Below are 23916 nucleotides of genomic sequence, written 5' to 3' on the forward strand. Positions count from 1 at the left end.
GTGTTCGTGGTGAGACCCGGACTTATAGCTTCGAGGCCCTCACCAAGGCCATCCGGCTGATCGACAACGGCGCCCGCTTCATCGCCACCAACCCCGACGAGACCGGCCCCTCGCCCGAGGGCGCCCTGCCCGCCACCGGCTCCGTCGCCGCCCTGATCACCAAGGCCACCGGCGTCGAGCCGTACTTCGTCGGCAAGCCCAACCCGCTGATGATGCGCCACGCGCTCAACGCCATCGGCGCCCATTCTGAGAGCTCCGCCATGATCGGCGACCGGATGGACACCGACGTGGTCGCCGGCCTGGAAGCGGGCATGGAGACCTTCCTCGTCCTCACCGGCCTCACCCGCCCCGAGGACATCGAACGCCACCCCTTCCGCCCCTCCCGCGTCGTCGACTCCATCGCGGACCTGGTCGACCTGGTCTGATCCGCGGCCCGGGGCCGGCCACACCCGCCGGCCCCGCCGCACGAGCCCCGCCGCCGAAGCCGCCGGCGGAGGCTCCCGGCCACCCGAACGGCGCAGCCCCGCCCCGCCCCGGATGCGCCCGGCCGCGCACCGGCGGACCTTCGGAGTATCCGGAGGTACACCATGCGCTCACCGCAGCTCGCACTCTGTGCCGCGGTCGCGGTATGCGCGGTGACGACGGTACCCGCGTACGCCACCGACGACGGACGCGGCCACGGCACCGCCCAGACCACCATCGCCGCCCCGGCCGCGCACGGCCCGCACCGCACCCCACCCACCGGCCCGCACCCCGCCGGCCCCGACACCACCCGGGCCACCGACCCGGCCGGGTCGGTGCGCGCCCACACCGCGCCCGCCCTGACCGCCCGGGGCCCCCTCATGCCCCGCCGGGTCACCGCCCGCCGGGAACTGAGCAGCACTTCCGCCGTCGCCCTGGTCCTGGCGGGCGGCGCGATCCTGGTCATCGCCGGCCAACTGCTCCGCCTCAGACTCCGGCTCCGCCGCGAACGCCAGGGGAGCGGCAGTGGCGACGAACGTTGAGGAAACGGCCACCCCAAGGGACGCCGAGCGCGCCACCGCTGTGCCGGACGCCGAGAACCCGGCCGCCCCGACGGACGGCGAGCGAGCGCCTGGCTGGAATGACTGGACGGGCACCGAGAACGCGGCACTCCTGATGGCGGCCGAGCAGGTGGCCGTCCCGATGGTCACCGGCGCCGCGACCGTCCCGGTGATCGCCGAGCGGTCGGGGCCGCCGGGTGGACGCCCCGCATCCGCCGCCGCACGCCTCCTGGCGGGCCTCGCCTGGGTCGTCCTGCTGCTGGCCTGCTGGTTCTGCGGCGGCCGTCCCGACCTCCCGGACGGTGGCCCGGCGCGGCTCCCCCTGACCGGCGACGCCGCCGCCGTCGGCCGCCCCCCGGCCCGTCCGCCCGTCCGACCGCACCCGCTCACCGCGCCCACGACGCGTACCGGAGCCCCGGCGGCCCCCGGCACCACAGCAGAACACGACTGAGGCCCCCCGCAATGCGAGGGGCCTCAGTCTTACGTGCGCCGCCAGGGACTCGAACCCCGGACCCGCTGATTAAGAGTCAGCTGCTCTAACCAACTGAGCTAGCGGCGCGCGCTGACGAAGAAAACTCTACACGAACTCCGGGGGTGGTCCGTACCCAGGAATGCGCCCCCCACGCTTCCACCTCCTGTGATCCCCGCCACTCCCACACCCGCCTGGCCGCGGCCTCGCCCGTCGACCGCACCAACCCCACCCGCCCCGTACTCCGCCGGGGACCCTCCCGTCCGGGGCGAAAGTCCCGCGACATCGGGACCTTCGCCCGAGGGGGTACCCGAATTGGCCTGTGAAGATCGACTTGGTGGCCGTAGTGCATCAGTTGCCCCGTCAACATGCGGTATCTCCTGCCCGTTGAGAGGCTGAGGCCAGCGCCGGAGCGCGGCAGGGCCGACGCCCGGGAGGGGCCCCGACGAGCAGCCGGCCTGGAGGAGAACGGGCATGACGGTCCCGCGACACACCGCCCACGGCACCCTGCACGTCACCCCGCCGCCAGGCCGGACACCGGACCGCCACCCCGCCCGCGCGTCCCCCGCGGACCATGGCGTCCATCACTAGTCCGCCATCACCTGCAACCCCATCCCGCGAGCCAACGTCTGCTAGGACGCGAGCCCCGAACCGGGGCCCCGGGACTCGCCCCTCTTTGGAAAGGTTGATCGTCGTGGTGTCGACAGCCAAGCGCACCCTTGAGATGCAGCTCCTCCTCGGGCCGGACGAAACGCTTCCGGTGGCCGGCCGGTTCGGCTACCGCAGTGACCGCCCCTACGAGGTCGAGGTCGCGTTCCTCAGTCGTGGCGAGACGGTCGCCACCTGGCTCTTCGCCCGCGATCTGCTGCTCGGCGGGCTGTGCGGCGAGGTCGGACAGGGCGACGTGCGGGTCTGGCCCGCCTGCCGGGCGGGCGCATCCCGCCGTGTCCACATCGAACTCGCCACCGACGACAACGTCTGCGAGCTGACGGTGCGCGCGACGGAGCTCACCGCCTGGCTGGAGCAGACCGCGGCCATCGTCCCGCCCGGCCACGAGGACCGCTATCTCGATATGGACGCCCACCTGGCCCGCCTGCTAGCGGGGAAGTGCTGATGACCCCTACTCCCATGACGACGACGCCCGACGCTCGCCTCGCCATACGCGCGACGACACCCGAAACGGGCGCCCCCGGAGCCACCACGACCGCCGACCCGCGGGATCCGGCCGGCGCGGCCGCCCCGGGTGCGGTTGACCCCGGCACTGTCGGCCGGACCGCCGCCCACCGCATCCCCGCCGCCCGGACCGGCGCCGACCCGGCCGTCCGGATCCCGGTGCAGGGCGGCCCCGCTGGCGCCAGCGCCGACCCCATCGGAACGGCCGACGCCGCGCCCGCCGACGGCGACACCTCCGGCGCGCCGGCCCCGCACGACCCCTGCACGCACGGCTTCCTCCCCGAGCGGCCCCCCGTACGCTCCATGATCGGCACCTGGACCCGGCTGGACGCCATGGCCCGCGAGGCGGCCGTCGCACCCGACCGCGCGACCGCCCTCGACGTCGTCAAGCGTGCCGACCACGCCGAGGAGTTGACCGCCCTACGACAGCGCGTCTCCCGCCTCTCGCCGCGCAACGCGGAGGCCGCCGCGATGCGCGTCGCGGTCATCGCGGTGTCCTGCGGCTGGAGCGCCCTGGACCCGCAGGCGCCGGCCGCCCGCGAGGTCGCCAACGAGGCGTTCCTGGAACTCTGGGCAGCCATCGCACACCGCATCGACCACGACCAGTTCGTCGCCCTGCCCACCCTTGCGCTCCACAACTGGGCCCCGGAACGCAAACCACGCCGCCACATCCCCATCGACCAACTGGCCCGCACCGAACAACTGGTCCCGATCGTGCGCTGGGCTCCGGAGGGCCAGCCGCTCAGCCGCCTGGACCGGCTGATGCTCGCCGCGACCCGGCTGGAGGCGCACGGCATCTGGCTCTTCCGCCTCGCCGACACCCTGGCCGGCCGCGCCCCCGACGACTCGTCCACGCAGACGGCGCTGCGCCGCCTGGTCCGCATCCAGCACGCCCTGCGCGCCCAGCTCCACTCCGAGGCCGCGGAACTGGCGTCCGCCCCGGCCACCGACCAACAGCGCGCGGTGCTCGGCGCGCTCGCCGAACAGGGCGCCCTGGAACCGCCGGTCCTCCAGGCCGCCGATGCTGTCCTGGGCATCGGCGGACGCCGCCTCGGCGAGGGCCGACGCCAACACCTGCGCCGCCACCTCCCGGCCCAACACCGCGCCTGGCTCAGCGCCATGGACCGCCACTGCGCCCCCGTCCGCACCCTCGCCCACCGCGGCGGCCCCGACGCCGCCGTCTACCGCGAGGCCCAGGAATCCCTCATCGCCCTCCGCCGCACCTACACCGCCCTCGTCCAAACTGCCGCGGCCCCCACCCCGGGCCCCCTCCCCGAGGCAGCGTGACCCCACACCTCCCGGGCAGCCGAGCCAGCCGGCAGCCCAGGCCAGCCGGTAGCCCGAGCCAGCCGGCAGCCCAGGCCAGCCGGTAGCTCAGGCCAGCTGGGTGGCCCGAGCCAGCCGGGCAGCGCTGGCCCGCCGGGTGACGCTGGCCCGTCGGATGGTGCTGGCCCGCCGGGTGGTGCGACCCGGCCGGAGCGCCAGCCGGCCTGGCCGCGATGCGGGGTGCCTCAGGCGCCCGTTGTGCCGTCGATGCACTCCCGGATGAGGTCCGCGTGACCGTTGTGGCGTGCGTATTCCTCGATCATGTGGACCAGGATCCAGCGCAGCGAGACTCCCTGGCCGCCGATGTGTCCGGCCTCCTCTTCCGAGAGCTTGCCGGCGTCCTCCAGCGACGAGCCGGCGATCAGCTCCCTGCTCCGTGCGACCTCCGCGCGCCAGAGGCCCAGGGCCTCGTCGATCCCGCGGCCCGGGACGAGCGTGAAGCCATCGCCCGAACCCTCCTCGTACACCGGTGGCACGTCCCGGCCCGCGAACACCCGCTGGAACCAGTTGCGTTCGACCTCTGCCAGGTGCTGAACCAGGCCCAGTAGCGTCATCGACGACGGCACCACCGAGGCCAGCCGCAGCTGACGGTCATCGAGGCCCGAGCACTTCAGTTCCAGTGTGGCGCGGTGGAAGTCCAGCCAGCTCTCCAGGCCCTCGCGTTCCCCGGCATGCGGCGGCGGGATGGGGCGGCCATCCGGTGTCGTATCCATGCCCCTCACTCTCACACAGCCGCCGACCGGCACAGTCGCAACCGACGAGCGCCACAACCGATGGACGCCGCAACGGAAGGCCAATGTGGCGTAGGGCCGCTGGCGGCGCGCGACGGACTTCGTGACGGGCATCGCGACGGACTTCGCGACGGGCATCGTACGGAGGTCGCGTAGACGTCGAGCGGACGCCGAGCGGACATGATCGCGTCATGGTCTAGACATGTTCAATTCCCCTCACTAATCTGCCGGTTGGTCTGGACCACGCACAGCACCGCACTTCACTCGACTCGCAGAACTCCCCCTCCCCCCAGCGTTCTTCAGGAGCGAAGCATGCGTAAGAAGCTCAGTGCCGCCGTGATAGGTCTCGGTATCGTCGGGGCCTCCTTTCTCGCGACGGGCAGCGCCTCCAGCCACGGCTACAGCGACGCGCCGCCGAGTCGTCAAGCGCTCTGCGCCAACGGCACCGTCAAGGACTGTGGCGCCATTCAGTACGAGCCCCAGAGCGTCGAGGCGCCCAAGGGATTCCCGGCCGCCGGACCGGCTGACGGCAAGATCTGTTCCGGCGGGCACGACAACTTCGCGCAACTGGACGATCCGCGCGGCGGCAAGTGGCCGGCGACCAAGCTCTCCCCGGGGCAGGGCTACACCTTCACCTGGCGGCTCACGGCGCGGCATGCGACGACGGACTTCGAGTACTTCATCACCAAGGACGGCTACGACCCCGCCAAGCCGCTCACCCGCGCCGACCTCGAACCCGAGCCGTTCATGACGGTGCCGATGGGGGGCGCGCGACCGGGGGAGACGGTGCAGCATCAGGGCACCGTCCCCACCCTCAAGTCCGGGCGCCACCTCATCCTGGGCGTATGGAACATCGCCGACACGGGCAACGCGTTCTACGCCTGCTCGGATGTTGACCTGTCCTGACCTTGGTACTGCTGACACGTCCCGTCGGCATACGTGGTGTCTTCATCGGGCCTCCCCGTCCTCCCTCCGGGGAGGCCCTCGCCGCCCCGGGACTGTGTGCGGCTCCTTCGTGCTTCCGCCGCCGTCTCGTTGTATAAGAACGCTACGGGCAGCGGCAGTTGGCGGCGTCACGCCACGGGTTGGTCTTGATGGAGGCGGGGGTAGACCCAGGGGTTGATGGGACACCGGGCGGAGCGCTCCGACCCGAGGTGAGAGGCCCGAAGCCCGAGGCTTCAAGCCACCGGCCCGAAGTCCGAAGCCACAGGCCAGAAGTTCGAAGTCCAAGGTCCGACTTCCTTGCCCCGCACCCTGCAAAACTGACACAGCGTCAGCTAAGCTCCGCCGTCATGGTGGCCGACAGCTCCCGCAGCGACAGCCCGCTCGCCCGCGACGCTCATGAGCACACCCCACCCGGTCGCAAGGCGCCCGCCCACAAGGCGGCCGGCCACACCGCCCCCGCCCCGACCCCGGCCCCCGCCCCCGCCCCGGCGCTCGCCCCGACCCCCGGCCGCGGCTCCGCCCCCGCCCCCCACACCATCGCCGAGCTCGTCCAGGCGCAGTGGAGCGACCACCGCATCGCCCTCAAGTACCAGGAGGTGGCGCTCACCCACCACCAGGTGGCCGGCGCCGCCGCTGCGCGGGCCGCGTTGCTGGGGGAGCTGCTGCCGCGCGGCGCGGAGCCGCACATCGGGGTGCTGCTCGACAACGTCCCGGAGTTCCCGCTCTGGCTCAGCGCGGCGGCACTCGCCGGAGCCGCGGTCGCCGGTATCAACCCCACCCGCCGCGGCCCGGAGCTGGCCCGCGACATCGCCCACACCGACTGCGCGCTGCTGATCACCGAACGGGCGCACCTGCCGCTGCTCGCCGGTCTCGACCAGGTGCTCCCGCCCGAGCGGGTACTGATCACCGACGACCCCGCCTACCAGGAGCTGCTCGCCCCGTTCGAGGGCACTCGGCCGGGGGACGTCACCGGCTCCGCGCTCCGTACTGGAGGGGAGGGGCGGGGGCCGACCCCGAGTCCCGCCACCCGCATGCTCCTCTACTTCACCTCCGGCTCCACCGGGGCGCCGAAGGCCGCCCTGTGCAGCCAGGGCCGGCTAGCCGCCGCCGGCCACTCCCTGGTCCGCTACTTCGGGGTGCGGAAGGAGGACGTCCATTACCTGTGCATGCCGATGTTCCACGGCAACGCGGTGATCGCCGGCTGGTCCCCGGCGCTCGCCGGCGGCGCGGCCGTCGCCCTGCGCCGCCGCTTCTCGGCCTCCGCCTTCCTCCCCGACGTGCGCCGCTACGGCGCCACCTACTTCACCTACGTCGGCCGCGCCGTGCAGTACCTCCTCGCCACCCCACCCACCCCCGACGACCGCGACCACGCACTGCGCACCGGATTCGGGACGGAGGCGGGCGCCGTCGACGTCGCCCGCTTCGCCGACCGGTTCGGCGTGCGACTGATCGAGGGGTACGGCTCCTCCGAAGGCGGCGCGGCATTACAGCGCACCCCGGATACCCCGCCCGGCGCCGTCGGCCGGCCCGCCCCCGGCGACGACCTCGTCGTCGTCGACCCGGAATCCGGCGACGAACTGCCGCGCGCCCGGCTCGACCCGGTCGGCCGGCTACTCAACGGGGACGAGGCCATAGGGGAGCTGGTCAACCGGGGACGCAGCGCCTTCGAGGGCTACTGGCGCAACCCGGAGGCCACCGACGCCCGCACCCGGGGCCGGGCGTCGGGCCGCGCCGGTGCGGGGTGGTACTGGACCGGTGACCTGTTCTTCCGGGACCCGGCCGGGTTCTTCCACTTCGCCGGGCGGGCGGACGACCGGCTGCGGGTCGACAGCGAGAACCTGGCCGCCGCGATGATCGAGAACATCCTCGCCCGTTACGTCCCGGCCACCGGCGTCGCCGTCTACGCCGTGCCCGACCCGGTCGCCGGCGACCAGGTCATGGCGGCACTCGCACTGCCCGACGGCACGGTCTTCGACCCGGACGACTTCGCGGCCTTCCTCGCCGCCCAGCCCGACCTCGGTACGAAGATGGTGCCCCGGTTCCTGCGGACCGTTGCCGCGCTGCCGGTCACCGCGACCAACAAGGTGCACCGGGTCGCCCTCCGGCGGGCCGGCTTCCGCTGTCCGGATCCGGTCTGGTGGCGACCGATCGAGCCCCCGGCCACCTCCTCGCCCGCCGGCGAGGGCCATGCCGTCCGGTGCCGGTACCGCCGCTTCACCGACGACGACCGTGCCGCCCTCCTGGCGCAGTACCGCGATCATGATCGGGAGCAGCTCCTCGATCGATGACCGGCACCTCACGGACCGTGCCCCGTACTCCGTACTCCGTGCTCCGTGCCTGTACTCCGAGCGCGGCACGCGGTCCGGAACGCAAAAGAAGTGGGCGCTCCCGGTAAACCGAGAGCGCCCACTTCCTACGTGCGCCGCCAGGGACTCGAACCCCGGACCCGCTGATTAAGAGTCAGCTGCTCTAACCAACTGAGCTAGCGGCGCGCGCTGACGAAAGAAATACTACCTGGTCGAGAGGGGTGCTCATGACCACCCGCGGGACCGCCCCCGTGGCGCTCCCGGGGCCCTCGCGTTCAAGCCCGTAGTGGCCCGGGATCCCGGGCCACTACGGGCTTGAACGACGTCCCGACCTCAGACGACGTCCCGACCTCGGGTGGCGCCCCGCCCTCAGATCGCCAGTGACAGGAGGACCGGCGCGGCCTTGCGGTTGAGGGTGTCGGCGGCCTGCCGCAGGCGGTGGGCGTTCTCCAGCGGCATGGACAGGGCCAGGCAGCCGACCGTCTTGCCGGCGGTGATCGGAACGGCGGCGCAGACCGTGCCGACCGCGTATTCCTGGAGGTCCAGGACGGGGACGGTCGGCGGCTGGCTGTCCAGCTTGTGGAACAGCACCTTCTCGTTGGTGATCGTCCGGGAGGTGAGCCGGGCGGTCTTGTGGCGTGAGAGGTGGTCCATCCGGCCGTCGTGGTCGAGCTGAGCCAGCAGGCACTTGCCGACCGCGCTGGCGTGTGCCGTGCGGCGGAATTCGGCCCACTCGTTGACCTTGGGTGCCAGTGGGCCGTCGGCGTAGTGGAGGATCTTCACCTCGCCGTCGATGTACCGGCTGATGTAGACCGCCGCCCCGACCGAATCGCGTAGCTGGTCCAGCGTGCGCTGGAGCTTGTCGCGTAGGGCGCGGCTGCGGTCGGTGTCTGAGCCGAGTAGGAGCAGCGACTCGCCGACGACGTATGCGCCGTCGGCGAGCTGTTGCGCGTAGCCTTCCCGGCGCAGCATCGAGAGCAGTTGGGTGAGGTGGGCTGCCGGCAGTCCGGTCTCGCGGGCGATCTGCGCGTCGGTCACGCCGTTGGCGTGCCGGGAGATCGTTTCGAGTACGCGGAGGGCGTACTGCACCGAATGGAACGGCGCGGTCGGCTCGGGCTTCAGCGCCACGGTGTCCCCCTAAGAGGTTGGTACCGCTTGCGTCGTGACCGTTGTGGACGGCCTCGACCCCGTGGAACGCGGGTCGCTTCCGGACAACGGGCTCGTATCACGATAGCGGTCAACGAGCCCGGATGGAGGGGGTCTTGACTGAAAACCAGGTCGGTTCACGCGTCTGTGCAGGCGCCCTGCACTCTGGCATATGCCCTGGTCATGAACGGATCGTCGGATCCCGCGCGGACCGGCGGCAATGGCGGGCGGGAGCGGGGCGGGCGGCCCGCTGACGGCCGGGGTTGACGGCCCGTGGTGACGTGCGAAGTTGACGGAGTGTCGGGTTTTCGCCTGAGGCTCAGGCACCTCACTCTTCCGTCTAGTGATCTTCTTCCCGTCGGGTATCCGTACGCCTCATCTTTCACGTCTATCGCAGTGGGCGCGGATGCCTCAAAACTCGTGGGGTGCCGGGCAGCGGGCCTCGGTCGCCGGGGAAACGGGCGGCGAGGCGGGGCGTGCCGGAGCGCGCACCACGTGCCGCACTCCCACACGCCCCGGGGCGGCGCCCACAGGGACACCGCCCACCGCGCCACCTACAGCACCGCGCTCAGGAACTCCCGGGTCCGCTCGTGCTCCGGGTCCGTGAAGATCTGCTCCGGCGGACCGAACTCGATGACCCGCCCGGCGTCGAACATCATCACGCAGTCGGAGATGTCCCGGGCGAAGTTCATCTCGTGCGTGACGCAGAGCATGGTGATGTCCGTGGAGTGCGCGATGTCCCGCAGCAGGTCCAGGACGCCGGCCACCAGCTCCGGGTCGAGGGCCGAGGTGACCTCGTCCAGCAGCAGGACCTGCGGGCGCATGGCCAGCGCCCGGGCGATGGCGACCCGCTGCTGCTGACCGCCGGAGAGCTGGGTGGGGTACTTGTCGAGGTGGGCGGTGAGGCCGACGAGTTCGAGGAGCTCGCGGGCGCGCTCCTCGGCCGCGTCCTTGTCCAGCCCCAGGACGTGCACCGGGGCCTCGGTGATGTTCCGCAGCACGTTCATGTTGGGGAAGAGGTTGAACTGCTGGAAGACCATCCCGATGTCCTTGCGGACCTCGCGGCTGTAGCGGTCGCTCGCCGGGACGAGCTTGCCGCCCTTCTCCTCGTGGGTCAGGTACCGGTCGCCCAGCTTGATGGTGCCCTCGTCCGGCTTCAGCAGCGTCATCATCAGCCGCAGGATCGTGGTCTTTCCGGAGCCGGACGGGCCGATCAGGGTGACGTGCTTGCCGGAGTAGACCTTCATGTCGAGCGAGTCGAGGACGGTGTGCGCACCGAACCGCTTGGTAACCGCATCGAAGCGGATCAGCTCGGTCTCCTCGGAGGGCGCGTCGTCGCCCGTGGCGGGCGGGGTGTTCGGGGTGCTGCGGTCAGCGGACAAGGCGGCGCTCCAGGGCTCGCAGGAGAAGAGAGGCGGGGTAGGCGATGGCGATGAAAGCGACCCCGACGACCGTGTACGGCTCGACGGTCTGGAAGGTCTGGGAGGAGAACTGCCGGGCCTCGCCCAGCATCTCCAGCACGCCGATGGCGAAGAGCATCGGCGAGTCCTTCAGCATCGCGATCACGTAGTTGCCGAGGGCGGGGGTCACGCGGCGGATCGCCTGCGGCAGGATCACCGCGGTCCAGGTGCGGTGGCGCGGCAGGCTCAGTGCGATGGCCGCCTCCCACTGGCCGGCCGGGACGCCGTCGATACCGGAGCGGTAGACCTCGGCGGTGTACGTCGAGTAGTGCAGGCCCAGCCCGATCACGCCGGTGGCCAGGGCGCTGAGCGTGAGGCCCCACTCGGGCATCACGTAGAAGAGGAAGAACAGCTGCACCAGCAGCGGGGTGTTGCGCACGAACTCGGTGACCGCGGTCACCGGCCAGCGCACCACCTTAAGGGACGAGCGCTGCGCCAGCGCCCAGACCAGGCCGAGCGCGAAGGCGATCAGGGAACCCAGGACCAGGGCCTGGAGGGTGACCAGCACGCCCTTCCAGAACGTCGGCAGGAAGTCGCCGACCGCGGACCAGTCGAACTTCATCGGGCCTCACCTTCCGCGGGAGCTGCGGTACCGGTGACCGCCGGGCCGGTGGCGGGCCGGAGCCGCAGCCGCGACCGCTTGGCCGGCGCCTGCCCGACGCCCGCCTTGGCGTGCCGTTCCACCGCCCGCATCCCGCGGGTCAGGGTGAACGCCAGGACGAAGTACATCACCAGGATGATCGTGTAGACGGGGGCGCTCTGCGCGGTGGCGTTGCGCACCAGGGAGGCGCCGAAGGCGATGTCGCCGACGCCCAGGATCGACACCAGCGCGGTGCCCTTGAGCAGCTCGATCAGCAGGTTGTTGAAGGGCGGGACCATGCCCGGCCACGCCTGCGGCAGGACGACCTTCCGCAGCTGCTGGCCGGGCGAGAAGCTGAGCGCGATCCCGGCCTCGCGCTGGCCCGGCGGCACCGCGGCGATCGCGCCCCGGACGACCTCGGAACCGTACGCGCCGTAGGTCAGGCCCAGCGTCAGCACCGCGGCCCACATCGGGACCAACTGCCAGCCGAACCCCATCGGCAGCACGAAGAACATCCAGAACATCAGGATCAGCGCGGAGGTCCCGCGGAAGATCTCGAAATAGGTCCCGGACAGGAAGCGCACGATCCACCGCCGGTGGGTGCGCGCGAGGCCGATGCCGAAGGCCACGACGGCGGCCAGGGCCGCGCTGTAGACGGTCAGCTGGACGGTGATCCAGACGCCTTTGAGGAGGAGTTCCCACAGACCCCAGGTGATGTCAGTCATGGCCGGCACTTCTCCTTGGCGGTGATCTTCGTCATCTGCTGCGCGGTGAAGCCGAAGGGCCGCATGAGGTCCAGGAGTTCCCCGGACCGCTTCATCTTGTGGAGTTCGCGGTTGAACGCGTCACGGAGGTTGGTCTCGGGGGTCCGGAACGCGAAGCCACCGACGTCGATCACCGGTTTCCCCTTCACGTACGGGGTGACCTCGGGCGTCGCCTCCGCCTTGGTGGTCCGCGACTGCTGCACGACGTTGCGTACCGTCACCGCGGTCCCGACGAAGACGTCCACCCGCCCCTGCTCGACCGCCAGCAGTCCCGCCAACTGGTCCGGCAGCGTGGTGATTTTCGTGATCCCGGCTTCCTTGGCGTAATCGATCTCGGCGTAGCCGACGCCGGTGGCCATCCGCGCCCCGGTCCGCGCGATGTCCTTGTAGGAGCGCAGCTTCAGCGGATTGCCCTTGCGGACGATGAAGGCGTCCAGCATCTGGTACTCGGGATCGGCGAAGATGACCTGCGCGCAGCGGTCGGGATTGATGTACATCCCGGCCGCGACCACGTCGAACTGCTGGGAGTTCAGTCCGACGATCAGCGAGCCGAAGTCGGTCGGGAACGGCTCGACGCGCGGCACGCCGAGCCGTTTGAAGACCACCCGGGCGATGGTGGGCGCCGAACCGGTCATCTTGCCGTCGGTGCCGATGTAGCCGTACGGCTGCTCGCCGGCCACGCCCAGGGTGACCGAGCCCTTCTTGCGGAGCCGGTCCAGCAGCTGACCGCCGCCCGCCGCCTCCGCGGTCGGGACCCGGCTGCAACCGCTTGCCGCGCCCATCGCACCCACTGCACCGAGCGCCGCTACCCCCGCGAGCAGCGACCGGCGGCGGATGCCGCTGGTCTGTCGTCCTGTTATGTCGTGTCCCCGGGTGTGCTGTCCTAGAGGGTCATGAGGACCTTGATTGTCTGAGGCCGTGCTCTGTGGAGGAGCCATGGGCGCGCGGCTACCCGAACCGTTCACACCTATGCCGATGGTTTCCAGCCCTTCACACCGGCACGGGAGATGTTCCGTACGCCGGTAATGCCCCCTACGCTCGGGATATGACCGATCGCTTCATCGAAGTCTCCCTGGACAAGCGCGGCGTCAGCTGCACGGCCAAGTTGCTCGACGATCGCGCTCCACTCACGTGCGCCGCCATCTGGGACGCGCTCCCGCTCGGCGGCGACGTCTACCACGCCAAGTACGCCCGCAACGAGATCTACACGCTGGTCCCGCCGTTCGCGCCCGAGGAGCCGCCGCTGGAGAACCCGACGATCACCCCGATCCCCGGCGACCTGTGCTACTTCACCTTCAGTGACACCCAGTTGGGCACCGCCTCCTACGGCTACGAGAGCGGGGCCAAGCACCGCGGCCGCGCCACCGTCGTCGACCTCGCGCTCTTCTACGAGCGCAACAACCTGTTGATCAACGGTGACGCGGGCTGGGTGCCGGGCATCGTCTGGGGTGCGGTCGTCGACGGCCTGGACCGGATGGCCGACGCCTGCCAGGACCTGTGGCGGGCCGGCGCCCTGGGAGAGACCCTCACCTTCCGCCGGGCCTGAGAGCCACCGACCACTCCTCCCGCACCCCCGGGGATGCCGGAATACCCTCCGCCACCGCCACGTTGTGGCCCCGCAGGGGGCGCCGGCATCCCCTAGGGGAAGTGTTCGCCCCCGCCCCAGGACCCGTCCGGTGGATCAGGGCCGGACCGGTCCTAGGGCATCCGCGGTGCCGGGATCTCCGCCGCCCCCGCCTCGTAGAGGGCGTGCGCGGCGCGCAGTACCAGCGCATCCGCGTGCCGCGCACCCACCAGTTGCACCCCGATCGGCAACCCGTCGCCGTCCACCCCGCACGGCACGGTCGCGGCCGGCTGCTGGGTGAGGTTGAACGGATAGGTGAACGGCGTCCAGCCCGTCCAGCGGGTGTGGCCGGAACCAGGCGGTACTTCCGCGCCAGCCGCGAAGGCGGTGAGCGGCTCGGTCGGCGTCACCAGCAGGTCGTAGACGCTGTGGAAACGCCCCATCGCCCGGCCCAGCGCCATCCGGACGTCGACCGCCGCCAGATAGTCCAGCGCGCTGTAGCGGGCGCCCTGTTCACAGACCTCCCGCAGTCCCGGGTCCAGCAACTCCCGGTCGGCCGCCCCCAGCGGCTGCACCAGCCGGGCCGCGCCGCTGAACCACAGCGTGTGGAACGCCTCCACGGGATCCGCCACCCCCGGGTCGATCTCCTCGACGTCCGCGCCGAGCCCGGCCAGCGTGTCCACCGCCCGGCGGACCGCCGCCGCCACCTCGGGCGCGACCGGCACGTCCCAGCCCAGCGACGGGCTGTAGGCCACCCGCAGCCCGGCCACCTTCCCGGCCAGCGCCTCCCGGAACGACCCCGGCTCCGGCGCCGACTGCGACCAGTCCCGCCAGTCCGGGCCGCAGATCACGTCCATCACCAGCGCCGCGTCCGCCGCGTCCCGGGCCATCGGCCCCACGTGCGCCAGCGTCCCGAACGGGCTCGCCGGATACAGCGGCACCCGCCCGTAGGTCGCCTTCAGACCGAAGACCCCGCAGAACGACGCCGGGATCCGCACCGACCCCCCGCCGTCCGTCCCCAGACTCAGCGGCCCGGCCCCCAACGCCACCGCCGCCGCGCTGCCCCCGCTGGAGCCGCCCGAGGTGCGCCCCGGGTCGTACGGATTGCCCGTCACCCCGTGCCGTGGACTGTCGGTGACACCCTTCCAGCCGAACTCCGGGGTGGTGGTCTTGCCGACGAACACCGCCCCGGACTCCCGCAACCGGGCCACCGCCGGCGCGTCCTCGTCCCACGTCGCCCCCTCGGCCCGGACCGTCCGGGACCCGCGCAGCGTCGGCTCCCCCCGGGTCAACAACAGGTCCTTGACGGTGACCGGCACCCCGTCCACCGGGCCGGCCGGTGCACCGCGCCGCCAGCGCTCCGCCGACTCCGCGGCCTGCGCCAACGCCTGGTCGGCATCGATCCGGGTGAAGGCGTTGACCGCGGCCTGGGCGGCCTCGGCGCGCTCCAGCACCTCCCGGGTCGCCTCCACGGGGGAGAACTCGCCGGCGGCGTAGCCGGCCGTCAGACGGGTGGCGGACAGGTCGGCGAGGCGGGTCGGTCCGTTGGTCATGCGTCCTCCGAGCGTCGGCCGCCCCGAGCGGGACGGCGGGCGGGGCGCGGACCGCCGCGGGTCGGGCCCGGACGGCCCGCGCGGTCACTGCACCGGTACGTATCCGAGGTGTTTGTCGACCACGTTGTGCAGCGGCTCCCCGGCCGCCCACCGGTCGAAGTTGTCCTGGAACTGCGCGGCGAGCACATCCCGCCAGCCCAGGGTGTCGCCGCTCATGTGCGGCGAGACGATCAAGTGCGGCACGTCCCACAGCGGGCTGTCCGTGCCCAGCGGCTCGCGCTGGAAGACGTCCAGCGCCGCCGCCGCGATCCGCCACTCCCGCAACGCCGCGACCAGCGCTTCCTCGTTGACCAGCGGCCCGCGTGCGACGTTGATGAAACGGGCCCGGCGCGGCATCAGCGCGAACGCCGCGGCCCCGAACATCCCCTGGGTCTGGGCCGTCAGCGGCGCCGCGCAGACCACCCAATCGGCGTGGGGCAGCAGCGCGTTCAAGGCCCCCGCGCCGTGCACCCGGCCGAACTCCGGATCACCGGTCCGCTCCCGGCGGCCGACCAGATCGACCTCGACACCCAGTGCCAGCAAGGTGGTGCCGATGGCCCGGCCGATCGGTCCCGAACCCACCACCACCGCGCGGGTTCCGGCCAGCCGCAGCGTCTCCCGGTGCTGCCAGCGCCGCTGCCGCTGGAGCTCCCAACTTCCGTAGAAGTCCTTGGCCATGGCGATCACCAGCCCGGCGACGTACTCGGCGATCGGCTGCTCGAAGACCCCGCGGGCGTTGGTGACGACGGTGTCGTCGGCGATCAGCGCCGGGCACAGCAGCCGGTCCACGCCGGCGCTCGCGGTGTGCACCCACCGGGGGCGCGGGCCGCTCTCCGGCCAGCTGTCGCGGATCGCGTCGGAGGTGAAGTCCCAGGCCAACAGTACGTCGGCGGTGGGGAGTAGGCCGGCCAGCGTCTCCTCGTCGGCGAAGACGACGTCGGTCCGGCCGGCGAGCCGGTCCAGCTGGGGGAGTGGGTCGGAACCCAGTACGAGGAGGGTGCTGCCGGTGCTATCGGACATAGGCCAGAAACCGTTCTGAAGCGTGTGCCCCGTATCGCGGAACAGGGCGCCGACAGATGCCTGAGATGCGAGGATTGACCACGCTAAGAAGTCGTATCTACCGTGTCAACAACGGCTCTGTCCCGGCGTCCCCCGGCTTGTCCGGCTGCACCACCTTCTCCGGCCACTGGCCGGCTATCCCAGCCCGTCGTGCCTTCTAGGGGCCTTCATGGACGTCTCTTTCCTGGGTGGCCCACAGCCGCAGCTCGGCGTGGGCGTCGTCGCCCCCTTCGACTTCGCACTCGACCGCGAGCTGTGGCGCTGGGTCCCCGACGACGTGTCCCTCCACCTCACCCGAACTCCCTTCGTGCCCGTCGAGGTCAGCCTCGACCTGGCCCGTCTGGTCAGCGAGCACGAGACCTTGCACGCCGCCGTCCAGGCGCTGTGCGCGGTATCGCCCCAGGTCATCGCCTATGCCTGTACGTCCGGCAGCTTTGTCGGCGGCACGGCGGGCGAACGCGCGATGTGCGCGGCGATGGCCCAGGCGGGGGAGGTACCCGCCCTCACCACCTCGGGTGCCGCGGTCGCGGCGCTCCATGAGATCGGGGCCCGGCGCATCGCCGTCGTCACCCCCTACACCAAATCGGTCACCGATTCCCTGGAGGAATACCTGGGCGAGGCCGGCATCACGGTCACCGGCCGCGCTTACCTCGGACTGACCCGGCACATCTGGAAGGTCCCCTACCGCGACGTCGTCGACATGGCCCGCACGGCCGTCGTCGGTGCCACCGACGCCCTCTTCATCAGCTGCACCAACCTCCCCACCTACGACGTCATCCCCCAACTGGAGGCCGAGCTGCGGATGCCCGTGCTCTCCGCCAACCAGGTGACCATGTGGGCCGCGCTGCGCGCCATCGGCATCCAGGCCGTCGGGGCGTACCAGGCGCTGCTCGACCCGGTGGCTAGAAGCGGGCCGGCCGGCATGTCCTGCTGCGCTACCGGCGGACCGAAAGGCCGGCCGCAGGCTACGCCCGAGGCCGCCTTCGCCGGCACTACCGCACCTCCCGAAGGGGAGGTGGTGGACGGCAGCGATCCGCCGCCCATCCTGCCCGAAGAACCCGGGCTCTAGATCACCGCAAGGGAGACCTGCGTGACTCCGCTCCCCCTCCCGCAAGGAGGGGGGCTTCCAACCCTGAGGTTGCGGTCCAGCCCGAACCGATCCCTTGTGGGACGAAGGAACCGCAGTAAGGAGACCTGCATGGCATCGGTCGGCTTCCTCTACCCCGGCCACTCCGCCGAGGACGACTACCCCCGGCTCGAAGCGCTCCTGGGCGGCACGGTCCGCCTGCCACTCGTCCACACCGACATCGGCGAGGACGCCCACCGGGTCGACGCCCTGCTGGAGATGGGCTCCGCGGCCCGGCTCGCGGCCGGCGTCGGCGCGCTGCGGGACCGCGGCGCCGAGGCCGTCGTCTGGGCCTGCACGAGCGCCAGCTTCATCTACGGCTGGGAAGGCGCCCACCAACAGGTGCGGGAGCTGTCGGCCACTGCCGGGCTGCCCGCCTCCAGTACCTCCTTCGCCTTCGCGCACGCCGTCCAGGCCCTCGACGTCCACCGGGTCGCGATCGCTGCCACCTACCCCGCCGATGTCGCCGAGCACTTCCAGGCGTTCCTCAAGGCCGCCGGTGCCGAGGTCGTCGCGACCCGCGGCAGCGGCATCATCACCGCCGCCGAGGTCGGCACCTGGGGCCGCGACGAGGTGCTGGCCCTGGCCCGTCTCGGCGACCACCCCGACGCCGAGGCCGTCCTGCTGCCCGACACCGCCCTGCACACCGCCGCCCACCTGCCCGCCCTCGAAGCCGCGCTCGGCAAGCCGGTCCTCACCGCCAATCAGGTGACGGTCTGGGAGGGCCTGCGGCTGCTCGACCGCCCGCTGCTCTGCCCGGAGCTGGGCGCGCTCTTCTCGCGTACGGCCCGCGGGTAGCGCCCTGCCGTCATCCGGCCGCGCCCGGCAGCCGTCGGGCCGCGGCCGGAAACCGTCGTGCGGAAAGCGTCGTGCGGTGACCGGAAAGCGTCGGGCGGTGGCCGGGAATCTGCCGGAATCGCGATCCGGCCGGCACCTGGCCGGAATTGCCACCCTCTCCCGGGAATAACCGGAGAACTGCTCCGGTTAACCTCCTCGCAGACCCGACCACCGACGTCAGATCGCGCGACGCGAGGAGGACCCGCACCGTGAGCGGCGAAGACCAGCAGACCCCGGGCACCGACGGCGAGCCCGGGGGCGACGGGATCCGGGGCACGGCCCTGGGCACCGCGCCCGTCCCCCTGTCCGTGCTCGACCTGGTGACGGTCGGCGCCGGCAGCACCGCCACCGCCGCGGTCCGCACCGCCGTCGAGCTCGCCCGCACCGCCGAGCGCCGCGGCTTCCACCGCTACTGGGTCGCCGAGCACCACTCCATGCCCGGCGTCGCCTCCTCCTCGCCCGCCGTGCTCCTCGCCCACATCGCCGCCCACACCGACCGCATCCGGCTCGGCTCCGGCGGCGTCATGCTGCCCAACCACGCCCCCCTGGTCATCGCCGAGCAGTTCGGCACCCTGGAGGCGATGGCCCCCGGCCGCGTCGACCTGGGCCTGGGCCGCGCCCCCGGCACCGACGGCGCCACCGCCGCCGCCCTCCGCCGCACCGAGCGGCTCCATGAAGGCGCCGACGAATTCCCCCAGCAGCTCGCCGAATTGACCCGCTTCCTCGACGACTCCTTCCCCGACGGCCACCCGTACGCCCGGATCCACGCCGTGCCCGGCCCCGTCCAGGCCACCGCCCCCGGTGGCGTCCAGTCCCCGCACCGCCCGCCCCTGTGGCTGCTCGGCTCCTCCGGCTTCAGCGCCCGCCTGGCCGGCGCGCTCGGCCTGCCGTTCGCCTTCGCCCACCACTTCTCCGCGGCCAACACCGTCCCCGCGCTCGACCTCTACCGCGCCTCGTTCCGCCCCTCCGAGGTCCTCGCCGAGCCCTACGCCCTGATCGGCGTCTCCGCGCTGGCCGCCGAGGACGAGCAGGAGGCCCGCCGTCAGGTCCGCACCGGCGCACTCGCCATGATCCGGCTGCGCACCGGCCGCCCCGGCCTGGTCCCCAGCCCCGAAGAGGCCGCCGCCCACCACTTCAGCGACGTCGAGCAGGACTTCGTCGACAGCTGGCTGGGGAACGTCATCCACGGCACCCCCGACGCCGTCCGCCAGGGGCTCGACGACCTCGCTAAGCGCACCGGCGCCGACGAGCTGATGATCACTGCCAACGCCCACACCGGCGAGGTCCGCCGCCGTTCCTACGACCTCATAGCCGACGCGTACGGACTCCCGCGGGGCTGACGCACGGCGCGGGGCGCGGGGCGCGGCGGTTCAGCCGCAGGCGCGCCCCGCGTCCAACAGCGCCTCCACCCGGTCCGGGGCCACCGGCCGGGAGTAGAGCCAGCCCTGACCGGTGTCACAACCGATCCGGCGGAGCCGCTCGGCCTGCTCGGCGCTCTCCACGCACTCCGCGGTCACCGTGAGCCCGAGCCGGTGCGCCAGCGCGACCAGGGCCTCCACGATCATCTCGTCCGCCGGGTTCGGGTGCTCCTGCGAGCGGAAGCCGTGGACGAAGGATCCGTCCAGCTTCAGCACGGACACCGGCAGTCGGCTGAGGTAGGCGAGGTTGGAGTACCCGGTGCCGAAGTCGTCGATGGCGATCCGCACGCCCATGTCGCTGAGCGCCTGGAGGGCCTGGAGCGGCCGGCCCGCCGACCCCATCACCGCGGACTCGGTCAGCTCCAGCTGGAGCAGCTGCGGTGGCAGCCCGGTCTCCGCCAGGATCCCGGCGACGTCCGCGACCAGGTCGGAGTCCCACACCTGACGCACGGCCACATTGACGCTGACGAACAGCGGCTGGCCCCCGGGGTGCGCCAGCTGCCAGGCCCGCGCCTGATAGCAGGCCTGCTCCAGCACCCAGCGGCCCAGTTCGACGATCGCGCCGTTCTCCTCGGCCAGCGCGATGAACCGATTCGGCGACAGCACTCCGAACTGCGGATGCCGCCACCGCACCAGCGCCTCCACGCCCTGCGCCCGGCCGTCCCCCAGCCCCACCAGCGGCTGGTACTCCAGGGTGAACTCGCCGCGGTCCACCGCCGGCCGCAGCGTGCTGGACAGCGCCTGCCGGGTCATCCGGTGTGCGTTGCGCTCCGGGTCGAAGAGCGTCCAGCGGGCCTTGCCGTCTTCCTTCGCCCAGTACAGCGTGGTGTCCGCGGCCTGCATCAGCCCGGTCGCGGTGGTGCCGCTCGCGGTCCGCTCCACCACGCCGATGCTCGCCGACACCGACAGCCGCTGCCCGGCGAGGTCGAACGGCCGCTGGAGCGCGTCCAGGACGCACTGCGCCAGCTCGGCCACCTGGTCGGTGCCGGTGGAGTCCTCGACCAGCAGCGCGAACTCGTCGCCGCCCAGCCGCGCCACCAGATGCCTGCCACGGCCCGGCCCGCGCTCAGCGGCGCTCTCCGCACAGCGCGTCAGCCGCTGCGCCACGGCGCTGAGCAGCCGGTCGCCGACCCGGTGCCCCAAGGTGTCGTTGACCGCCTTGAAGCCGTCCAGGTCCAGGTAACACAGCCCGATCCGGCCGGTGCCGGACCGCTCGAACGCGGCCGCCTCCAGCGCCGAGGAGAGCCGCTCGAAGAACAGCGTGCGATTGGGCAGCCGGGTCACCGGATCGTGCATCTGAAGGTGCCGCAGCCGGGCCAGCAGATCGTGCCGGTCGCTGATGTCCGCGATCGACAGCAGCACCCGTTCCGCGCCGCCCAGCGGCCCCTCGGCGACCGGCTCGACGGTCACCTCCACCCATACGGAGCTTCCGTCGGACCGTTTCAGCCGCCGGGTGCAGCACAACCGCTCGCTGCGGCCGCACAGCACCTCCCGGTACGCGGCCCACACCCGCGGGTCGGCGCCCAGGTCGGTGAGGTCGGCGGCGGTGGCGGCGACCAGGTCGTCCGGGTCGGTGCCCACCAGTTCGCCCAGTGCGGGGTTGGCGGCGAGCACCAGCCCGTCGCGGTTGAGGACGGCCATCGGCAGGCTCGCGGTGCGGAAGGCGGCGCGGTAGTCGCCGAGCGAGGCGGCGGTGTCGTCGCACCGCGCCGAGGCGTCGCAGGCGGGCGGGGGAGCGGGTCGGGCAGCGGATTCGTTGGTCGAACCATCACGCTCCGTCACCGCGGGCAGTGTCGCTCCGGGCGTGCGGCCCGTGCTGTCGGGGTGTCCGCTCACTGCTCGCTCCCGCATGGCGCTTGTCTCGTGACGGAGGGGGTCCTCGCGCTGGAAAGTGTGGCGATCATAGAGGCTGGCACGAGGGCCGATCCAGCGACGAAGCCGTGACCATCCGCACGCATGACGGAAGTTCAGCCAATTCTGCCCGGCTCTGTTCGCCCCTATTGCCCCTTTGGTCGCTTGTGACTTTCCGTTACGGGGCGGGCGAGGCGCGACGGTCACTCATACGGGCTGCCATAACGAGACGAAGAGCATGAAATCACCTCAGGGTAAGTGGGTGTCCCGAATCCGTCCCTGGAGGTCTACGTGCCGCGCGCCCAGACACCCCACGGGGTGGACCGCCGTCGCATGCGGCGCGTCGCAGCCGTCGTCACCTCCTTGAGCGCGCTCATCGCGACCTCCATCGTCGCCGGCCCAGCCACCGCCTCCGAAGCGGCCCTCTCCTGCGCCCTGGGACGTACCGACGCCCACCACTCCGAGGGCGTCGACAACTGGAACGGCGCCTACCCCCGCCCGGACGGCTCCCTCGACGCCGTGATGATCTTCCTGTCCTTCCCGGACGCTCACCCCACCACGACCCCGCAGCGGCTGTCCGGCGACTACTTCCCCGCCACCGCCCGCTTCTTCGACCGCGCCTCGTACGGCAAGTTCCACCTCCGCACCCACATCCACCACCGCTGGGTCCGCATGCCGCACCCGTCCGCCTGGTACGGCATACAACGCGACTGGGAATCCGGACGCCGCTCCGCCTACCTCCGCGACGCGGTCGCCGCCGCCGACCCCGTCATCGACTTCAGCCGCTACGACCTGGTCTACCTCGTCGCCGACCCGGCCGCCCCCGGCGTCGACTCGGACGCCACCAAGGTCGTCAACCTCGACCAACCGATGCACGCCGACGGCGTCGAGCTCCGCCGCTTCGTCACCGTCTTCGAACACAGTCCGCCCGACCGCAACGTCCTCGCCCACGAAACCGGCCACGTCTTCGACCTGCCGGACCTCTACCACCGCCCCGAGAACGGCCACGGCGACTGGGACACCTACGTGGGCGACTGGGACCTCATGGGCAGCCAGTTCGGGCTGGCCCCCGACCCCTTCGCCTGGCACAAGTGGCGCCTGGGCTGGATCACCGACGGCCAGGTCGACTGCGTCGGCCTGGACCACCCCCGGATGCACTCGCTGCGCACCCTCTCCGCCCCCGAGGACCCCGGCGACCACCGCCGCCCCCGCCTCCTGGTGGTCCGCACCGGCCCCGACAGTGCCCTCGCCCTGGAGGCCCGCGGCGCGGAGGGCAACGACCGCTCCATCTGCACCGAGGGCGTCCTCGTCTACCGGGTCCGCAGCGCCACCGCCTCCGGCGCGGGCCCCGTCCAGGTGCTCGACGGCCACCCCGGCACCTCCGCCTGCTGGGGCACCTCCGTCTATCCGCCGCTCGCCGACGCGCCGCTCGGCGTCGGGGAGAGCCTCAACGACACCGAGGACGGCGTCCGTATCCAGGTGCAGGGCCGGACCACCGACGGCGAATGGGCGGTCAAGGTCACCCGCAGCACCTCGTGAGACCTCCCCGGCGGTCGAAAGGCCCCCACGCACGCCGAAGGCCCCCACCGGAGTGGGGGCCTTCGACCGTCTGTGCGCCGCCAGGGACTCGAACCCCGGACCCGCTGATTAAGAGTCAGCTGCTCTAACCAACTGAGCTAGCGGCGCCTGCTGACGGAGGAAACATTAGCATCCTGGCCGGGGAGGGCAAAAATCGATTCTCCTCAGCCCCCCGTCAGCACGGCATCCGCGCCCTGAGCAGCGGGTTCGTGGTGCGTGCGGGCAGTTTCCCGGTCCGCGCCGAGCACGCTGCGGGCGGCCCGTACGCAGGCCCACAGCAGGATGTCGGGCCCCGGCAGCCAGGGGGCGCGGACGTCCGGCGCCACCAGCCAGCGCGACCCGGTGGGCGTTGCCGGGTCGCCCAGGTCGGCGCGGTTGCCCGGCTGCCCCGCTCCCGGCGCCGCCCAGCCGTAGCCGCGTCCGGCGCCGCCCTCGGCGTACCCGGGGCCGTCCGCCGGCTCCCGCCGGCCGCCCGTCCCCGTGCCGGCCGTACGGGGACGGGGGTGCAGCGGCGGCACCGTCACCGCGTCCCCGCTGCCGTGGCACATCAGGGGCGGTACGGCGCTGCCCCACTCCTCCCAGGCCAGCAGCGCGGGCAGTCGCTGGGCGGTACCGGGAGTCGCGAACAGCAGGATCCGGCCGCGGTGTGTGGCCACCGGCCCCGACCCCGGACCGGCCGACCACAGGCGGTCCACCATGCGCCGTCCGAAGAGCGCCGGGGCGTTGATCACGTCGAAGACCCCGCCGCACGGCAGGACGCTGGGCGCCGCGGGGTGCTCCGCCCACAGCATGTGCATGCCCTCCGGATGCGGGCTGGCGGAGGCGAGCCAGTCGGCCCCGGCGAGGGTGACGTACGCCGTGGTGGGGAAGGCCAGGTTCCGGGGGGTCTCAGGCAGCCAGTCGCTCATGGGACAGGTCTACCGATCCGGCGCGTCCCGACAGAGCTGATTGGCGGAAAACGGGACAGGG

At 72.2% G+C, this 23916-nt stretch carries 21 protein-coding genes, 3 tRNA genes and 1 pseudogene; 12 read left to right on the forward strand and 13 right to left on the reverse strand.

Features of this window, described 5'->3' with window-relative positions; translation table 11 throughout:
- Positions 1-2: 2 nt before the first annotated feature.
- From ACO0M4_RS24155 to ACO0M4_RS24165, 3 genes and pseudogenes are all read left to right on the forward strand, one after another.
- Positions 3-425 (forward strand): annotated as a pseudogene (locus ACO0M4_RS24155) (HAD hydrolase-like protein); the annotation flags it as partial.
- Between the two features lie 162 nt (positions 426-587).
- A complete protein-coding gene (locus ACO0M4_RS24160) occupies positions 588-1004 on the forward strand; it encodes a hypothetical protein (RefSeq protein WP_430373013.1) in 417 nt (138 codons plus the stop codon).
- Positions 988-1473, forward strand: coding sequence for a hypothetical protein (locus ACO0M4_RS24165; protein ID WP_430373014.1), 486 nt, complete (start codon positions 988-990; stop codon positions 1471-1473). Before ACO0M4_RS24160 ends, ACO0M4_RS24165 begins: the two co-directional genes overlap by 17 nt.
- A 34-nt stretch (positions 1474-1507) precedes the next feature.
- Here ACO0M4_RS24165 and ACO0M4_RS24170 read toward each other — a convergent pair.
- Positions 1508-1581 (reverse strand) — tRNA-Lys (locus tag ACO0M4_RS24170).
- A gap of 604 nt (positions 1582-2185) precedes the next feature.
- Here ACO0M4_RS24170 and ACO0M4_RS24175 point away from each other — a divergent pair.
- Together ACO0M4_RS24175 and ACO0M4_RS24180 are read left to right on the forward strand one after the other, a co-directional pair.
- On the forward strand, positions 2186-2605 hold the full coding sequence (locus ACO0M4_RS24175; RefSeq protein ID WP_430373015.1) for an SsgA family sporulation/cell division regulator: 420 nt from the start codon (positions 2186-2188) through the stop codon (positions 2603-2605).
- A complete protein-coding gene (locus tag ACO0M4_RS24180) occupies positions 2605-3951 on the forward strand; it encodes a hypothetical protein (RefSeq protein WP_430373016.1) in 1347 nt (448 codons plus the stop codon). Before ACO0M4_RS24175 ends, ACO0M4_RS24180 begins: the two co-directional genes overlap by 1 nt.
- A gap of 224 nt (positions 3952-4175) precedes the next feature.
- Here the strand turns inward: ACO0M4_RS24180 and ACO0M4_RS24185 are convergent, their stop codons facing one another.
- Complete coding sequence (locus ACO0M4_RS24185) at positions 4176-4703, reverse strand: DinB family protein (protein WP_430373017.1); 528 nt, start codon at positions 4701-4703, stop codon at positions 4176-4178.
- Between the two features lie 330 nt (positions 4704-5033).
- Here ACO0M4_RS24185 and ACO0M4_RS24190 point away from each other — a divergent pair, with 330 nt between their 5' ends.
- Together ACO0M4_RS24190 and ACO0M4_RS24195 are read left to right on the forward strand one after the other, a co-directional pair.
- Entirely contained in the window at positions 5034-5627 is a 594-nt protein-coding gene (locus tag ACO0M4_RS24190; RefSeq protein WP_430373018.1) for a lytic polysaccharide monooxygenase auxiliary activity family 9 protein, read from the forward strand.
- Between the two features lie 386 nt (positions 5628-6013).
- Positions 6014-7954 carry an AMP-binding protein gene (locus tag ACO0M4_RS24195; protein WP_430373019.1) on the forward strand — a complete coding sequence of 647 codons (1941 nt, stop codon included), beginning with the start codon at positions 6014-6016 and terminating at the stop codon, positions 7952-7954.
- Between the two features lie 130 nt (positions 7955-8084).
- Here the strand turns inward: ACO0M4_RS24195 and ACO0M4_RS24200 are convergent.
- From ACO0M4_RS24200 to ehuB, 6 genes are all read right to left on the reverse strand, one after another.
- Positions 8085-8158, reverse strand: a tRNA-Lys gene (locus ACO0M4_RS24200).
- 183 nt (positions 8159-8341) lie between these two features.
- Positions 8342-9100 (reverse strand): IclR family transcriptional regulator, encoded by a 759-nt coding sequence (locus tag ACO0M4_RS24205; RefSeq protein WP_430373020.1) that lies wholly within the window; start codon positions 9098-9100, stop codon positions 8342-8344.
- 572 nt (positions 9101-9672) lie between these two features.
- Complete coding sequence (gene ehuA / locus ACO0M4_RS24210) at positions 9673-10500, reverse strand: ectoine/hydroxyectoine ABC transporter ATP-binding protein EhuA (protein ID WP_430373021.1); 828 nt, start codon at positions 10498-10500, stop codon at positions 9673-9675.
- Positions 10490-11140 (reverse strand): ectoine/hydroxyectoine ABC transporter permease subunit EhuD, encoded by a 651-nt coding sequence (gene ehuD, locus ACO0M4_RS24215; protein WP_430373022.1) that lies wholly within the window; start codon positions 11138-11140, stop codon positions 10490-10492. The genes ehuA and ehuD overlap by 11 nt, the downstream gene beginning before the upstream one ends.
- Positions 11137-11883, reverse strand: a complete 747-nt coding sequence (ehuC, locus tag ACO0M4_RS24220; RefSeq protein WP_430373023.1) for an ectoine/hydroxyectoine ABC transporter permease subunit EhuC — start codon at positions 11881-11883, stop codon at positions 11137-11139. The genes ehuD and ehuC overlap by 4 nt, the downstream gene beginning before the upstream one ends.
- A complete protein-coding gene (gene ehuB, locus ACO0M4_RS24225; protein WP_430373024.1) occupies positions 11880-12704 on the reverse strand; it encodes an ectoine/hydroxyectoine ABC transporter substrate-binding protein EhuB in 825 nt (274 codons plus the stop codon). The genes ehuC and ehuB overlap by 4 nt, the downstream gene beginning before the upstream one ends.
- A 263-nt stretch (positions 12705-12967) precedes the next feature.
- On the opposite strand from ehuB, the gene ACO0M4_RS24230 reads away from it, so the two are divergent.
- Positions 12968-13468: a DUF3830 family protein gene (locus ACO0M4_RS24230; RefSeq protein ID WP_430373025.1), complete on the forward strand. Its 501-nt coding sequence runs from the start codon at positions 12968-12970 to the stop codon at positions 13466-13468.
- A 152-nt stretch (positions 13469-13620) separates the two neighbouring features.
- Here the strand turns inward: ACO0M4_RS24230 and ACO0M4_RS24235 are convergent, their stop codons facing one another.
- Both ACO0M4_RS24235 and ACO0M4_RS24240 read right to left on the reverse strand, forming a co-directional pair.
- Complete coding sequence (locus ACO0M4_RS24235; RefSeq protein WP_430373026.1) at positions 13621-15039, reverse strand: amidase; 1419 nt, start codon at positions 15037-15039, stop codon at positions 13621-13623.
- An 84-nt stretch (positions 15040-15123) separates the two neighbouring features.
- Positions 15124-16098 carry a D-2-hydroxyacid dehydrogenase gene (locus tag ACO0M4_RS24240; protein WP_430373027.1) on the reverse strand — a complete coding sequence of 325 codons (975 nt, stop codon included), beginning with the start codon at positions 16096-16098 and terminating at the stop codon, positions 15124-15126.
- Between the two features lie 208 nt (positions 16099-16306).
- Here ACO0M4_RS24240 and ACO0M4_RS24245 point away from each other — a divergent pair, with 208 nt between their 5' ends.
- From ACO0M4_RS24245 to ACO0M4_RS24255, 3 genes are all read left to right on the forward strand, one after another.
- Positions 16307-17206: a maleate cis-trans isomerase family protein gene (locus tag ACO0M4_RS24245; protein ID WP_430373028.1), complete on the forward strand. Its 900-nt coding sequence runs from the start codon at positions 16307-16309 to the stop codon at positions 17204-17206.
- 129 nt (positions 17207-17335) lie between these two features.
- Positions 17336-18061 (forward strand): maleate cis-trans isomerase family protein, encoded by a 726-nt coding sequence (locus ACO0M4_RS24250; RefSeq protein ID WP_430373029.1) that lies wholly within the window; start codon positions 17336-17338, stop codon positions 18059-18061.
- A 248-nt stretch (positions 18062-18309) separates the two neighbouring features.
- Positions 18310-19440, forward strand: coding sequence for an LLM class flavin-dependent oxidoreductase (locus tag ACO0M4_RS24255; RefSeq protein WP_430373030.1), 1131 nt, complete (start codon positions 18310-18312; stop codon positions 19438-19440).
- A gap of 30 nt (positions 19441-19470) precedes the next feature.
- Here ACO0M4_RS24255 and ACO0M4_RS24260 read toward each other — a convergent pair whose 3' ends face one another.
- Positions 19471-21300 (reverse strand): putative bifunctional diguanylate cyclase/phosphodiesterase, encoded by a 1830-nt coding sequence (locus ACO0M4_RS24260; protein WP_430373031.1) that lies wholly within the window; start codon positions 21298-21300, stop codon positions 19471-19473.
- Positions 21301-21702: 402 nt separating this feature from the next.
- Between ACO0M4_RS24260 and ACO0M4_RS24265 the strand changes: the two genes are divergently transcribed.
- Complete coding sequence (locus tag ACO0M4_RS24265; RefSeq protein WP_430373032.1) at positions 21703-22908, forward strand: M6 family metalloprotease domain-containing protein; 1206 nt, start codon at positions 21703-21705, stop codon at positions 22906-22908.
- 73 nt (positions 22909-22981) lie between these two features.
- On the opposite strand, the gene ACO0M4_RS24270 is transcribed toward ACO0M4_RS24265, so the two are convergent.
- Together ACO0M4_RS24270 and ACO0M4_RS24275 are read right to left on the reverse strand one after the other, a co-directional pair.
- A tRNA-Lys gene (locus ACO0M4_RS24270) sits at positions 22982-23055 on the reverse strand.
- A 56-nt stretch (positions 23056-23111) separates the two neighbouring features.
- Entirely contained in the window at positions 23112-23855 is a 744-nt protein-coding gene (locus tag ACO0M4_RS24275; protein ID WP_430373033.1) for a bifunctional DNA primase/polymerase, read from the reverse strand.
- Positions 23856-23916 lie beyond the last annotated feature (61 nt).

Source organism: Streptomyces sp. RGM 3693 (assembly GCF_050471125.1).
Lineage (GTDB): Bacteria > Actinomycetota > Actinomycetes > Streptomycetales > Streptomycetaceae > Streptomyces.

Bases quoted from the DNA above. Each gene is read 5' to 3' on its own strand.
- ACO0M4_RS24160 (WP_430373013.1), top strand. From the start codon at position 588: ATGCGCTCACCGCAGCTCGCACTCTGTGCCGCGGTCGCGGTATGCGCG.
- ACO0M4_RS24180 (WP_430373016.1), top strand. From the start codon at position 2,605: ATGACCCCTACTCCCATGACGACGACGCCCGACGCTCGCCTCGCCATA.
- ACO0M4_RS24185 (WP_430373017.1), bottom strand. From the start codon at position 4,703: ATGGATACGACACCGGATGGCCGCCCCATCCCGCCGCCGCATGCCGGG.
- ACO0M4_RS24190 (WP_430373018.1), top strand. From the start codon at position 5,034: ATGCGTAAGAAGCTCAGTGCCGCCGTGATAGGTCTCGGTATCGTCGGG.
- ACO0M4_RS24195 (WP_430373019.1), top strand. From the start codon at position 6,014: ATGGTGGCCGACAGCTCCCGCAGCGACAGCCCGCTCGCCCGCGACGCT.
- ehuD (WP_430373022.1), bottom strand. From the start codon at position 11,140: ATGAAGTTCGACTGGTCCGCGGTCGGCGACTTCCTGCCGACGTTCTGG.
- ehuC (WP_430373023.1), bottom strand. From the start codon at position 11,883: ATGACTGACATCACCTGGGGTCTGTGGGAACTCCTCCTCAAAGGCGTC.
- ehuB (WP_430373024.1), bottom strand. From the start codon at position 12,704: ATGGGCGCGGCAAGCGGTTGCAGCCGGGTCCCGACCGCGGAGGCGGCG.
- ACO0M4_RS24230 (WP_430373025.1), top strand. From the start codon at position 12,968: ATGACCGATCGCTTCATCGAAGTCTCCCTGGACAAGCGCGGCGTCAGC.
- ACO0M4_RS24235 (WP_430373026.1), bottom strand. From the start codon at position 15,039: ATGACCAACGGACCGACCCGCCTCGCCGACCTGTCCGCCACCCGTCTG.
- ACO0M4_RS24240 (WP_430373027.1), bottom strand. From the start codon at position 16,098: ATGTCCGATAGCACCGGCAGCACCCTCCTCGTACTGGGTTCCGACCCA.
- ACO0M4_RS24245 (WP_430373028.1), top strand. From the start codon at position 16,307: ATGGACGTCTCTTTCCTGGGTGGCCCACAGCCGCAGCTCGGCGTGGGC.
- ACO0M4_RS24250 (WP_430373029.1), top strand. From the start codon at position 17,336: ATGGCATCGGTCGGCTTCCTCTACCCCGGCCACTCCGCCGAGGACGAC.
- ACO0M4_RS24265 (WP_430373032.1), top strand. From the start codon at position 21,703: ATGCGGCGCGTCGCAGCCGTCGTCACCTCCTTGAGCGCGCTCATCGCG.
- ACO0M4_RS24275 (WP_430373033.1), bottom strand. From the start codon at position 23,855: ATGAGCGACTGGCTGCCTGAGACCCCCCGGAACCTGGCCTTCCCCACC.